This window comes from Weizmannia acidilactici (assembly GCF_008974225.1).
Lineage (GTDB): Bacteria > Bacillota > Bacilli > Bacillales > Bacillaceae_C > Weizmannia > Weizmannia acidilactici.
This window is the reverse complement of the sequence record NZ_BKZR01000026.1, coordinates 1-12,586: the sequence shown is the minus strand read 5'-3', so window position 1 is coordinate 12,586 and position 12,586 is coordinate 1. Positions and strand designations below refer to the sequence as shown.

Genomic DNA, 12,586 nt, shown 5'->3' with positions numbered 1-12,586 from the left:
CGTCCTTCATGCCCCCTTTTTTATTTTCCGCAGCCGGGCTATGCCCAAAACGTTTTCAAATTTAAACGTCCGGATCTTCCTCCTCAAATCACAGTAAGCAGTGAATGAATGCTCATGAACTGCCAGTACTTTTATCGTGCGCTGCGAAATCTCCCCGCACCAGTTCATATAGATCAGTTCCAAGCGTTCCCCCGTTTCCATCGCATTTTTGAGCAGGCTGATCATCCCGACTCTCCCCCTTCACGAATGTTTGTTCTCATTTTAACACGAACACACATTCTTTTTCAAGCGAAAATAGAACATTTATTCGGATATCCCGCCTCTTTCGAAAAACAGGAGGAGCGCTCTGCCTGCAAATGCAAAAAAGCCACTTCCCGAAATACGGGAAGCAGCTTTTTTATCTTTTGCCCTTATGGCAGCATTACATCATGCCCATGCCGCCCATGTCCGGCGCGCCGCCTGCAGGAGCCTGCGGTTCAGGTTTGTCAGCCACAACCGCTTCTGTAGTGAGAAGCATTGCAGCGACAGAAGCAGCATTTTGAAGTGCAGAACGCGTAACTTTAGTAGGGTCAACGATACCGGCTTCGATCATGTTTATCCATTCTCCATTCGCAGCGTTGTATCCGATTCCGGTTTCTTCTTTCTTCAAGCGTTCCACAATAACCGATCCTTCAAGGCCGGCATTTGCAGCGATTTGGCGTACAGGTTCTTCCAAAGCACGAAGTACAATGTTCACACCTGTGCGGACATCGCCTTCCGCCTCAATCGCAGCAACTTTCTTGATCACATTAACAAGTGCAGTACCACCGCCGGCTACAATGCCTTCTTCAACAGCAGCGCGGGTGGAGTTCAAAGCATCTTCAATACGCAGTTTGCGTTCTTTTAATTCCGTTTCAGTTGCAGCACCGACTTTGATGACTGCAACACCGCCAGCGAGTTTTGCAAGGCGTTCCTGCAGTTTTTCACGGTCAAACTCGGAAGTCGTTTCTTCCAATTGCGCGCGAATTTGGTTCACACGGGCGGAAATGGCTGCAGAATCCCCGGCGCCTTCAACAATTGTCGTCGTTTCTTTTGTGACAACAACTTTTCCGGCACGACCCAATTGATTGATTGTTGCGGATTTCAGCTCAAGGCCCAAATCTTCCGTAATGACTTCGCCGCCTGTAAGGGTTGCAATATCTTCAAGCATTGCTTTGCGGCGGTCACCGAAGCCAGGCGCTTTAACCGCAACCGCATTGAATGTGCCTCGCAGTTTATTGACAACAAGTGTCGCAAGGGCTTCACCTTCAACATCTTCCGCAATGAGCAACAGCGGTTTGCCCTGTTGGACAACTTGTTCCAAAACAGGCAGGATTTCTTGGATATTGGAAATCTTTTTGTCAGTAATTAAGATATATGGATTTTCAAGAACAGCTTCCATTTTGTCGGAATCTGTTACCATGTAAGGCGATGCATAACCGCGGTCAAATTGCATCCCTTCCACAACATCCAGTTCCGTTGAGAAGCCTTTGGATTCTTCGATTGTAATAACGCCGTCGTTGCCAACGCGTTCCATTGCTTCTGCAATCAATTGGCCGACTTCTTCGTCAGCGGCAGAAATGGAAGCAACCTGTGCGATGGAAGCTTTGCCTTCGATTGGTTTGGAGATTGCTTTTAATTCTTCAACGGCAGCAGCAACAGCTTTTTCAATCCCTTTGCGGATGCCGACAGGATTTGCGCCGGCTGTAACGTTTTTCAGGCCTTCGCGGATCATGGCCTGTGCCAAAACAGTAGCAGTCGTTGTACCGTCACCGGCTACATCGTTTGTTTTGCTTGCCACTTCGGATACGAGTTTCGCACCCATGTTTTCGAACGCGTCTTCAAGTTCAATTTCTTTTGCAATGGTGACACCGTCATTTGTGATGAGCGGAGAACCGAATTTCTTTTCCAATACAACATTGCGTCCTTTCGGGCCCAATGTCACTTTAACAGCGTCCGCAAGTTTATCTACACCACGAAGCATGCCGCGGCGGGCTTCTTCGCCGAATTTAATTTCTTTTGCCATTTATAAAAACCTCCTCATATTCGTTATATTTTTCTATGTTCACGCAATCACGCTTATTCCACAATTGCCAAAATATCGCTTTCGCGAAGGATTAAGTATTCGTTGCCTTGGTATTTCACTTCTGTACCAGCATATTTCGAAAAGATGATGCGATCGCCTACCGCTACATCAATGGCAACGCGCTCGCCATTGTCCAGCACACGCCCTGAGCCGACAGCGACGACTTTGCCTTCCTGCGGCTTTTCTTTCGCAGTATCAGGCAGCACAATACCGCTTGCTGTTTTTTCTTCAGTTTCTACTAATTCAATTACGACGCGATCACCCAGTGGTTTTAACAAGTGAAACAACCTCCTTAATTCGCATTATGTAAAATTTTGTCCATTATTAGCACTCGCTATAGATGAGTGCTAACACAATTATTATAATAAATAATTCATTCTCCTTTTGCAAGTCTCTAACACAACTTTTTTTATTTTTTTTGCTTCCGGTGTCCCCTTATAAGTATGCTTTAACAACAACCGAATATGCAACTTAAAAGGCTGACGGACACAAGCATTTGAACACCGCTCCGTTCAATAGTACAATGTACATATTGGACCATTTTGCAAACCTTTAAACTCTGAACTGCCCAGGAAAGGAAATGAACGCGTGAAAAAAGAGTATGTGTATATTCTGGTGACGTACGTCCTCATGCTGTTGTCCAACATTATCGGCTACCCGATGCTCTACTGGGCCGGGGTAAACCTATTCCATGAGCCGCCCGCCAGCATGAAAACTTTGACACCCCCGCTTTGGACGGTATTAAGTTTTATTGTCGGCTTGATCATCGTCCTTCATTTTTTGCGGAGAGCCGCAAAAAATGAAATGAACCGGGCTGAAGTGCTCCCGGCTGGCCCATCTGCCTTGTGGGCGGTATACGGCGTCTTTCTGTGCTTCTTCGCCCAGATTGTTGCCGCAAAAATCGAATCACTTTTCGGCATTCCGCAAAGCTCCAACAACACGCAGCAAATCATGGTGCTGATCGAAAGATTTCCGCTTGTCATTTTGATCAGTTCCATAGCCGGGCCGATTCTGGAAGAAATCGTCTTCCGGAAAATCATTTTCGGCACACTGCGCAGGCGGTTTTCCTTTATCGTCTCCGGAGTGGTCAGCTCCGTCATTTTCGGGCTTGCCCACACTGAGATCAGCCACTTGTTCCTGTATTCTCTTTTAGGGCTGGCGCTTGCTTTTTTATATGAAAAAACGAAACGGATTACTGTCTCCATGTTTGCACACGTGTCCATGAACACCATTGTGGTGGTAATGCAGCTTTTGTATCCGTCCGTTCAACAGACATTACAATTTCAAGATTTTCACAGCTTAATTGGAGGACTTATATGATGAAGCCACTTTTTTCAGGTGTGGTCAATTGCCTGCTTGGGGCATTGTTCACTTATTTTGCCATCCAGCAAGTGCAGATGAGCGGCTGGGGCTTTTTTTGTTACCTGCTTCTTTTGATTGCCACTTTGGATCTGGGATCGGGGATCAGGCTGATTCTTTTCCATTTCAGGCTCAAACATTCGGCCAAAAAATAAAAAGCCGTTTTTTCCGGAACACTTCAAACAGTCCGGGAAAAACGGCTTTTTTGCATCACATTCCACTGATGATGATTGCGGATTTGCGGAACGCCTGCGCAGCAACGGAACGAATTTGGCGGCCGTGTGCAAACCGGCACTCATTCAGAAATCATCGTTTGCTCATCAATGGTTATTTCTTTTTCTCCTTTTTTTGCTTTAAGGTATGAAAATTTTGAGACGACTGCGCTGATTTCGTACAGCAAAATCAGCGGTACGCCGGCCATCAGCTGCGAAAATACATCGGGCGGTGTAATGATGGCTGCCGCCGCAATTAAAGCAACATACGCGTATTTTCGTGCCTTTTTTAACAGCATTGGTGTAATGACGCCAAGCCGGGTGAGAAACATGACTACAACCGGCATCTGGAACACAAATCCAAAAGGAAGCGTAATTTGCAGAAGAAATTGGAAATATTCACGGATGCCAATAACCGTATGGACTCCCATTTCCGCCGACAATTCCATCATAAATTCCACCATAAATGGAAAAAGAACAAAGTAAGAAAATGAAATGCCAAGCATAAACAGCAAAATGGAAATGGGAATATAGCTTAATGTGATTTTCCTTTCCTTCTCATACAGGCCAGGGCTTACAAACGCCCACAGCTGGTACAGAATCACCGGGAGCGTCAGCAAGCATGCAATGACAACAGATACTTCCATAAAAACCTTAATCGGATCCGTCACCCTGAAGGCGTTCATCGTTAACACTTCGGCTTCTTCAGCATGCTGCAAATAACGGATCACAGGTTTGGCGGCAAATAATCCCACAATCATCGCAAACACAAAGAAAACGAGAACCGTAATCAGCCGCTTTCTCAATTCCTGAATATGCTCGGCAACCGTCATGTTTTTCGGATTCAAGGCCGTTCACCTTTCATTTCCGCCTTTCGATCCTCCCCATTTTCGGCTCCGCTATGCAACACCTTCAAACCAAAACTACCGGACAGCTTTCCCTTGAATTCCGTTCCCACTTCGGGCCACCCCCTGTACCCATTATGATAACGGAAAAAGGGAGTTTTGGCTATGATTTGACGGTTTTTTCTTTCGAATTTTCGGCATCATTTGAATAATGCTGCAAAAAGTAGATGAGGGCTTGCAGTTCCACGGCCAAATCAATATGGTGGACGCGGACATTCGGCGGGACATTTAGCCTGGCAGGCGTGAAATTCAAGATTCCCTTCACGTTTGTATCCGCAAGTTCATCTGTCACAGTCTGCGCGGCAATGGCCGGAACCGTTAAAATCACGACCGTCACGTCTTCCTGACGAAGCCGCTCCTTTAAATCGTTCATGCTGTAAATCGGCACATTGCCGACCCGTTTTCCTACTTTGCTTTCATCGTTATCAAAGGCCATCACAATCCGAGCGCTGTTGTTTTTGGAAAAATTATAGTTCAAAAGGGCAGTTCCCAAGTTTCCTACCCCAATGAGCGCCACATTTGTCATTTCATCCTGGTTAAGCGTCTTGCTGAAGAAAGACAATAAATATTTAACATTATAACCGTACCCTTTTTTCCCGAGCGCCCCGAAATAAGAAAAATCCCTGCGGATCGTCGCCGAATCGACTTTCACCGCTTCGCTCAGTTCCGCTGAAGAGACCCTCTGCTTGCCAAGAGTGTACAAATTTCTCAAATAACGGTAATACAATGGTAATCGTTTCGCGGTGGCTTGTGGTATTTTAGCTGATTCATCTTTCATGTGAAATCCCCCAAGTTGGTTCCTTTTAGTTTTCGAGATATTTGGCAGCGCTACCAATCCATGATTTTATATTACTCCTGTTTTTATAAATAAAAAATAACCGTCTCTGAAAAAATTTAATCTTACGCCCATTCTCTCTCCAACCATGTTAAATATATCACAAATTTGCATATTTTTCATTGATTTATGTGAAAAGATTTTTGACAATATTCGCGTGCCTCAGTTGAGTTGCAGAGCTGCATCCTGTACACTTACAATAATATAGAGGTGAAAATGGCCATGATGTTGCTGCAAGTTCAACAAGTCACAAAATATTTTGGTGCTGAACTTATTTTATCGAATATAAAATTGGAAATCCAGACAAAAGACCGCATTGCTTTAGTCGGAAGAAACGGGGCAGGGAAATCGACCCTGCTGAAAATCATTGCCGGCCAGCTGTCATATGATGAAGGAACGATTACGAAACCGAACGGGGTCGAAATTGGATATTTGGCCCAAAATTCAGGGTTGGAATCCAATCTTTCCATTTGGGATGAAATGATGTCCGTATTTAAGGGCCTGCTCAATATGGAAAAACAGCTGCGGGCGCTTGAACAAAAAATGGCGGATCCTTCCATTTATAACCGTCCGGCTGAATATGAAAAAATTTTACAGGCTTATGATGAGCTTCAGACCCGCTTTAAAGAGGAAGGCGGATACCAGATCGAGGCGGACATCCGCTCCATCCTGCACGGGTTCCGTTTTCATCAGTACGACTACAGCACCCCGATCCATACATTAAGTGGCGGGCAAAAAACGCGGCTGGGGCTGGCAAAATTATTGCTGTCCAAACCAGATATTTTAATTTTGGATGAGCCTACAAACCATCTTGATATCGAAACGCTCACCTGGCTTGAGCAATATTTGCAGGGCTACCAGGGCGCGATCCTGATCGTTTCCCACGACCGTTATTTTCTCGACAAAGTCGTCAACCAGGTATACGAAATTTCAAGGCATTCGATCAAGAAATACTATGGTAATTACAGCCGCTACCTGGAACAGAAAGCTGCCCAGTACGAACGGGATTTGAAACAATACGAAAAACAACAGGAAGAAGTCACGAAACTGCAGGAATTTATCCAAAAAAATATCGCGCGCGCCACGACGACAAAACGGGCACAAAGCCGGAGAAAACAGCTTGAAAAAATGGAATTAATGGACAGACCGCTCGGTGATGAAAAATCGGCCCATTTTTCTTTTGAAATCGAAAAACAAAGCGGCAACGAAGTGCTCCAAGTGCAGGAGGCTTCCATCGGCTATGGTGGGGAAGCTGTTGCGCGAAATATCAATCTTTCCGTGAAACGGGAAGACAGCGTTGCCCTTGTCGGACCGAACGGCATCGGCAAATCAACGCTCATCAAAACCATCTTAAATAAACTTCCCCTTCTATCAGGAACGATCCAATTCGGATCCAACGTAACAACCGGCTATTACGACCAGGAACAGGCGGACTTGTCTTCCAACAAAACCGTTTTGCAGGAATTATGGGATGAATACCCGCTTAAATCCGAAAAAGAAATCCGTACTGCACTAGGGAATTTCCTTTTTTCAGGCGATGACGTGCTTAAAACTGTCTCCTCCTTAAGCGGCGGCGAAAAAGCCCGGCTTGCCCTTGCCAAATTAATGCTGCAAAAAGCCAACTTTCTCATCCTTGACGAACCGACAAACCATCTTGACCTGGACAGCAAAGAAGTGCTCGAAAATGCTTTAATTGATTACCCGGGAACCATTTTATTTATTTCGCATGACCGTTACTTTATTAACCGGATTGCCACGAAAGTCGTCGAACTTTCGAAGGACGGCACACAGGAATTTCTCGGCGACTATGATTATTATGTGCAAAAACGGGAAGAAATGTTGGAACTTGAGCGGCTGGAAAAAGCGGAAAAAGAAGCGGAAAAAGCGATGCAGCCGACCAAAAGCACTTATCAACAGGATAAGGAAGCAAAAAAACTGGAACGCCAAAGAAAGCGGAGAATCGAAGAAATTGAAGCAAAAATCGAAGCGCTGGAAACCGAAATCAGCGGGTGGGAAGAAAAGCTGGCGGATCCGGATGTTTTCCAAGATCATGTGAAAATGCGTGAAGTAACGGATGAACTGGAAAAGAGGAAAAACGAGCTGGATGCCCTGATGGATGAGTGGGCGGAAATTGCGGAATAAGCATGCGGGTCGCTGTGGAAAAAGAAGTTGTGAAAAGCGGCGGGCTGATACCAATTGTGGTATGATCCCACCGTTTTTTTTATACAACTTTTTTAACGCCGGAATTTTTTCAACAAATATCAACAATTTTCGATAGCGGGTCGTCTCGATCATTCACAGATTTATTCACAGCTTGTTTGTTGGTTTCTTGCTTTTTAACTTATTTTTCCACAAAATCCACAATTATCAACAGATTTATCCACATTAATCACAGGATGTGCAAAAAATTTTTTAAAAGTTTTTCACAGAACGGATAAATTATAAACAGTTTTTCCACAGATTGTGCACAATTTTTCTGAATAACCTTCCGACAAAAAGGGGCTGTCCCAAAAGACGGTAATCTGGCTGAAGGGGCGCCCCTTTCTTTGTGAAAAAATTATTATCGTTGGTTGTTGATGATCGCGAGATTCACTCGCTTTCCGCACGCGTCGCGAGCCTCTTTGCTTGTTCCTCACGTCACTCGCTGCGGGGTCTCTTCTTGCTCGCTTTTCCCGCAGGAGTCTCGTAAATTTCGCGATCATCAACGTGCAATAGACGAAGTAAGTGCAAAAAAAAAACGCCTTTTCCATTATAATGTAGGTGTCGAACAAACATTGAATGGAGGCGGTTTTTTTCTATTCAGCTACCTTTATTGATTATAACATGGGACAACTCATTCTTCCAATGGATTTTAGTGATATGATTCCAGAAAGCCATGTAGCCCGCGTTGTCAATGATATGGTGAATCAAATCAGCGACGACTTCTTCTTCTCGTATTATAAAGGCGGGGGCCGTCCTTCGTATCACCCTAAAATGATGACAAAAGTAATTCTCTATGCTTACACTGAAAAAAGTTATTCTTGCCGGGGTATCGCAAAAGCCCTTCTTGAAAATCTTCCGATGATGTGGCTGTCTGGGCAACAAACGCCAGATTTCCGAACCATCAACCGATTCCGTTCGGAACGGATGAAAGACATGATCGAGCCCCTTTTTACCGAACTCATCAATCTTTTATTGGAACAAAAATATATCACGCTGGAAAACTACTTCATGGACGGCACAAAGATCGAGGCAAACGCCAATAAGTACACGTTTGTCTAGAAAAAAGTGACAGAAAAATATGAAGAGAAACTCCACTAAAATCTCCAAAAGATGTTTCAGTTGATCGACAATCGAATTAGATGAAAAAAAGTTAAAAGAATGAAAGAACAAGCTGAACGCGTTAGTGCAGAGCAGCTGGAGAAAATTGCAAAAAAGGTGGAGCAAAAAGTCAAAGAAGCTGAAACAGACGCAGAGCAGGAAAAAGACAAGGAACTGAAGAAAGAGAAAAAGGCAGTCTATCGGTCGAAACGAAAAATTTACAAGAAACTCAAAGAAGACTACTTACCACGGCTGAAGAAGTATGAAGCATTTTTGGAGACCGGAACAGTTATTCCAAAACAGATCATGATGCCACCTTTATGCGGATGAAAGAAGATCATATGAAAAACGGCCAGCTGAAACCGGGTTACAATGTCCAAATTGGAACGGAAGACCAGCTTATTCTTGGATACACTATACACCAGAGGCCAACTGATACAAGATGCTTTGTGCCGCATTTGGAGAAGCTGAAAGCATCCGGCCTGCCTAAGCCAAAACGGATCATTGCGGATGCAGGTTATGGCGGGGAAGCCAACTATTTGTATGCGCATGAGGAAGAGTTCGAAGCATTGATTCCTTACAATACTATGAGGAAAGAAGAGACGCGGGCTTACAAAAAAGATATCCGAAATGTTTCTAACTGGGAATATCGTGAAAAAGACGAGCAAATCTACGCTCGAAGGAAAATCGAGGTAGAAAGCGTGTTCGGTCATATCAAAGGCAATCGGTCGTTCCGCAGATTTTCTTTACGGGGGCTTGAGAAAGTAAATATCGAATTCGGGCTGGGTGCCATCGTCCACAATCTTCTGAAACAGGCGGAAAAGAACCGCCTGTTTCAGAAACAAGAAAAACCGTTGAGAAAATTATTTTCTCAACGGTTTTTCTTGTTTAAGAAGGGGCTTTTGGGACAGCCCCCTAAAAATTTTCTATATCAAGCCCCGGATAAGCATTTAAATCAAGGGCACTCCTTTTCCCTTTTTTAAAAAGCACGGTACCACAAGCGGCGATCATCGCAGCATTATCTGTGCATAAATGGATCGGCGGGATGCTAAGCTCCACGTCCGGCAGCTTATGGAATGCTTCTTCCAAAGCGGCGCGCAATCCTTTATTCGCGGCAACCCCGCCGGCCACTAGCACTTCTTTAACTTCAAATTCTTTGGCGGCCTCTATTGTTTTTCCGACAAGCACATCAACCACACTTTGCTGGAAACTCGCCGCCATGTCTTCCGGCTTGATCGTTTCCCCGCGCTGCGCTGCATTGTGCAGCGTATTGATGACAGCCGATTTTAAACCGCTGAAACTGAAATCGTATGTGCCCTCAAGCCAAGCACGTGGCAAATCAATATTCGGTTCACCTTCATGGGCGAGCCGGTCGATCTGCGGGCCGCCGGGGTACGGCAGATTTAATGTCCGGGCCACTTTGTCATAAGCCTCTCCCGCTGCATCGTCCCTCGTTTCGCCGATGACTTCAAATTCGGCATGCCCTTTCATCAAGATAAGTTCCGTATGCCCGCCGGAAACGACAAGCGCCAGCAACGGGAACTTCATTTCATGCTCCAGCCGGTTTGCGTAAATATGCCCTGCAATATGATGGACGCCGACAAGCGGAATCTGATGCGTAAAACTGAGCGCTTTTGCGGCATTTACGCCAACAAGCAGCGCACCGACCAGTCCCGGCCCTTCCGTAACTGCAATAGCATCCAAATCCTGAAAAGAAGCTCCCGCCTGCCGCATCGCTTCCTCTATCACGATCGTAATTTGCTCGACATGATGGCGCGAAGCAAGCTCAGGTACGACGCCGCCGAAACGCTTATGGCTATTGATTTGGGAGGCGACTACATTTGAAATGATCTCCGTTCCATTTTTGATGACGGCTGCGGCTGTTTCATCACAGCTCGTTTCTATGCCTAAAACCAATATATCTTTTTCCATTTATAAATTCACCCACATCACAATTGCGTCTTCATAATTATCGGTATAATAACCTTTGCGGATGCCGCCTTCCCGGAACCCAAGTTTTTTATACAGAGAACGTGCAATATCATTGCTGACACGGACTTCTAGGCTGAGCGTTTTCGCATTATTGAGCCTTGCATACTCCATAACGTTCCTTAACAAGGCCTCCCCCAATTTCCGCCCCCGGTATTCCGGCAGCACGGCAAGATTGGTGACATGGGCTTCGTCCACGATCACCCATACACCGCAATAGCCGACCACTCTTTCCTGGTCGATCAGCACCAAATACGTTGCAAAATGGTTATGGACCAGTTCATTATAAAAAGCTTCCCGCGTCCACGGCAGCGAAAAAGAGTGCAGCTCCACATTGTAAATCCCGTCCAAATCCTCAAGCGTGGCTTTCCGCAGAATGATATCTCCCATTTTTATCATATCCTAACTTTTCTCCCGTTTATGCTTTTCCAGCCATTTGGCTTCTGCTTCTACTAAGCGTATGTAATTTGGAACAAAAGTGTGTACTGCTTCCCCGGGCTCGTCCATTCCGAGCTTCGCCAATTCGCTCGGCCGCGGATTATGCATCGTCCAATCCGCCGTAACCATATTACCTTGCAACTTTTCAGCGAGGACAGCTTCATGTAGCGCAACATTTTGGCCGATAAATAAAACAGGCTGATTAAGGTCACACAATCGTGAACCCCATTCAGCAGATAAAATATTGCAATCGTCAATCACCGTTTCTAAATTCCCATTTTCATAACGGTATAATCCTGTATAGATTTGTCCCCTGCGTGCGTCAAACAGCGGGGATATATACCCGTCGAAATAACGTCCTGCCGCCGCAATAAATTTAAGGCTGGAAACACCGACCAAAGGAATTTGCAGACTCCATGCCATCGTTTTGGCAATGGTCACGCCGATGCGCACGCCGGTATATGAGCCGGGACCTTTTGCCACCACAATTTTATCCAATTCGCCCGGGCGTACCCCACACTCCTCCATGACCTGCTGAATGGCAGGCATGACACGGACGCTGTGGTTTTTCTTCAAGTTGGTAATGTATTCTGCCAAAACTGTATTGCCATTCACTAATGAAACGCCTAGCACTTCATTTGAAGTATCGATTGCCAAAATATTCATCCAAAAGACTCCTCACATAATGATACGTATCGGTTCCCGACCGGCTCCGCTTCAATGCATCGCTGGTCGCCTTCAAGGCGGAGGATACGGATTTCCAAAAAGGATTCGGGCAGCTGGTCCTTGATAAAATGTGCCCATTCGATGACTGTAACACCATCGCCTTCGAAATATTCATCAAAGCCCAAGTCTTCCTGCGCATCTTCCAAACGGTACACATCCATATGGTAAAGCGGAATTTTTCCCTGGTACTCTTTGATAATGGTAAAAGTCGGACTGTTTACAGTACGGTGAATGCCAAGCCCTTTTGCAATGCCTTTCGTAAAAGTCGTTTTACCCGCACCCAGGTCGCCTTCCAATAAAATGACATCCCCCGGTTTTAGATGTGCGGCCATATTTTCCGCAAAGGAAAACGTTTCGTCATGGCTGTTGGATATTCGTTTATAGATCCCCATTTAGCCGAGTCCCCTCTACAACTTAATAAAAGGCCCAGTTATAAAGTATGTTGTTGGGCATTTCGATATTTGGAATGTACAACAATAAACAGCGCTTTATAAAAAAAGCCTTAGGAATTTTCCTAAGGGTGCTTGAACATAATTCTAGTTTAACCGATTTTGATGAAATGAGCAAAAAACATGGATAAAAATATAGATAACAAGCAGGGTTTAGACCTGACTTGTTATCAATCAATTGCGGGGGCAGGATTTGAACCTGCGACCTTCGGGTTATGAGCCCGACGAGCTACCAGACTGCTCCACCCCGCGATAATATAAAAGATATC

At 45.2% G+C, this 12,586-nt stretch carries 12 protein-coding genes, 1 tRNA gene and 1 pseudogene; 4 read left to right on the top strand and 10 right to left on the bottom strand.

Annotated elements, in window-relative coordinates:
- Positions 1-6: 6 nt before the first annotated feature.
- The 3 genes from GBH70_RS10520 to groES form a co-directional block, all read right to left on the bottom strand.
- On the bottom strand, positions 7-225 hold the full coding sequence (locus GBH70_RS10520; RefSeq protein WP_151681005.1) for a WYL domain-containing protein: 219 nt from the start codon (positions 223-225) through the stop codon (positions 7-9).
- A gap of 196 nt (positions 226-421) precedes the next feature.
- Positions 422-2,044 carry a chaperonin GroEL gene (groL, locus tag GBH70_RS10515; RefSeq protein ID WP_151681004.1) on the bottom strand — a complete coding sequence of 541 codons (1,623 nt, stop codon included), beginning with the start codon at positions 2,042-2,044 and terminating at the stop codon, positions 422-424.
- 53 nt (positions 2,045-2,097) lie between these two features.
- The gene (groES, locus tag GBH70_RS10510; RefSeq protein ID WP_151681003.1) at positions 2,098-2,382 is read right to left on the bottom strand and encodes a co-chaperone GroES; all 285 of its coding nucleotides are present in this window, start codon (positions 2,380-2,382) and stop codon (positions 2,098-2,100) included.
- A gap of 310 nt (positions 2,383-2,692) precedes the next feature.
- Here groES and GBH70_RS10505 point away from each other — a divergent pair, with 310 nt between their 5' ends.
- Positions 2,693-3,424, top strand: a complete 732-nt coding sequence (locus tag GBH70_RS10505; protein ID WP_151681002.1) for a CPBP family intramembrane glutamic endopeptidase — start codon at positions 2,693-2,695, stop codon at positions 3,422-3,424.
- The gene (locus tag GBH70_RS10500; protein ID WP_151681001.1) at positions 3,421-3,618 is read left to right on the top strand and encodes a DUF4305 domain-containing protein; all 198 of its coding nucleotides are present in this window, start codon (positions 3,421-3,423) and stop codon (positions 3,616-3,618) included. The genes GBH70_RS10505 and GBH70_RS10500 overlap by 4 nt, the downstream gene beginning before the upstream one ends.
- 140 nt (positions 3,619-3,758) lie before the next feature.
- Here GBH70_RS10500 and tatC read toward each other — a convergent pair whose 3' ends face one another.
- Both tatC and GBH70_RS10490 read right to left on the bottom strand, forming a co-directional pair.
- The gene (tatC, locus tag GBH70_RS10495; protein ID WP_151681000.1) at positions 3,759-4,523 is read right to left on the bottom strand and encodes a twin-arginine translocase subunit TatC; all 765 of its coding nucleotides are present in this window, start codon (positions 4,521-4,523) and stop codon (positions 3,759-3,761) included.
- Positions 4,524-4,683: 160 nt separating this feature from the next.
- A complete protein-coding gene (locus GBH70_RS10490; protein ID WP_151680999.1) occupies positions 4,684-5,358 on the bottom strand; it encodes a redox-sensing transcriptional repressor Rex in 675 nt (224 codons plus the stop codon).
- A gap of 279 nt (positions 5,359-5,637) precedes the next feature.
- Here GBH70_RS10490 and GBH70_RS10485 point away from each other — a divergent pair, with 279 nt between their 5' ends.
- A complete protein-coding gene (locus GBH70_RS10485; protein WP_151680998.1) occupies positions 5,638-7,557 on the top strand; it encodes an ABC-F family ATP-binding cassette domain-containing protein in 1,920 nt (639 codons plus the stop codon).
- Positions 7,558-8,193: 636 nt separating this feature from the next.
- Positions 8,194-9,698, top strand: a pseudogene (locus GBH70_RS10480) (IS1182 family transposase).
- Here the strand turns inward: GBH70_RS10480 and tsaD are convergent.
- From tsaD to GBH70_RS10455, 5 genes are all read right to left on the bottom strand, one after another.
- The gene (gene tsaD / locus GBH70_RS10475; protein WP_151680997.1) at positions 9,631-10,647 is read right to left on the bottom strand and encodes a tRNA (adenosine(37)-N6)-threonylcarbamoyltransferase complex transferase subunit TsaD; all 1,017 of its coding nucleotides are present in this window, start codon (positions 10,645-10,647) and stop codon (positions 9,631-9,633) included. The pseudogene GBH70_RS10480 and the gene tsaD sit on opposite strands and share 68 nt — an antisense overlap.
- Positions 10,648-11,103 carry a ribosomal protein S18-alanine N-acetyltransferase gene (rimI, locus tag GBH70_RS10470; RefSeq protein WP_151680996.1) on the bottom strand — a complete coding sequence of 152 codons (456 nt, stop codon included), beginning with the start codon at positions 11,101-11,103 and terminating at the stop codon, positions 10,648-10,650.
- 3 nt (positions 11,104-11,106) lie between these two features.
- Positions 11,107-11,808, bottom strand: a complete 702-nt coding sequence (tsaB, locus tag GBH70_RS10465) for a tRNA (adenosine(37)-N6)-threonylcarbamoyltransferase complex dimerization subunit type 1 TsaB (protein ID WP_151680995.1) — start codon at positions 11,806-11,808, stop codon at positions 11,107-11,109.
- Positions 11,805-12,260 (bottom strand): tRNA (adenosine(37)-N6)-threonylcarbamoyltransferase complex ATPase subunit type 1 TsaE, encoded by a 456-nt coding sequence (gene tsaE / locus GBH70_RS10460; RefSeq protein ID WP_151680994.1) that lies wholly within the window; start codon positions 12,258-12,260, stop codon positions 11,805-11,807. Before tsaE ends, tsaB begins: the two co-directional genes overlap by 4 nt.
- A gap of 235 nt (positions 12,261-12,495) precedes the next feature.
- A tRNA-Met gene (locus tag GBH70_RS10455) sits at positions 12,496-12,569 on the bottom strand.
- Positions 12,570-12,586: the final 17 nt, after the last annotated feature.

Excerpts from the sequence above, each read along its gene's own strand:
- GBH70_RS10490 (WP_151680999.1), bottom strand. The coding sequence starts at position 5,358 with ATGAAAGATGAATCAGCTAAAATACCACAAGCCACCGCGAAACGATTA.
- groL (WP_151681004.1), bottom strand. The coding sequence starts at position 2,044 with ATGGCAAAAGAAATTAAATTCGGCGAAGAAGCCCGCCGCGGCATGCTT.
- GBH70_RS10485 (WP_151680998.1), top strand. The coding sequence starts at position 5,638 with ATGATGTTGCTGCAAGTTCAACAAGTCACAAAATATTTTGGTGCTGAA.
- GBH70_RS10500 (WP_151681001.1), top strand. The coding sequence starts at position 3,421 with ATGATGAAGCCACTTTTTTCAGGTGTGGTCAATTGCCTGCTTGGGGCA.
- tsaD (WP_151680997.1), bottom strand. The coding sequence starts at position 10,647 with ATGGAAAAAGATATATTGGTTTTAGGCATAGAAACGAGCTGTGATGAA.
- tsaE (WP_151680994.1), bottom strand. The coding sequence starts at position 12,260 with ATGGGGATCTATAAACGAATATCCAACAGCCATGACGAAACGTTTTCC.
- tsaB (WP_151680995.1), bottom strand. The coding sequence starts at position 11,808 with ATGAATATTTTGGCAATCGATACTTCAAATGAAGTGCTAGGCGTTTCA.
- GBH70_RS10520 (WP_151681005.1), bottom strand. The coding sequence starts at position 225 with ATGATCAGCCTGCTCAAAAATGCGATGGAAACGGGGGAACGCTTGGAA.
- rimI (WP_151680996.1), bottom strand. The coding sequence starts at position 11,103 with ATGATAAAAATGGGAGATATCATTCTGCGGAAAGCCACGCTTGAGGAT.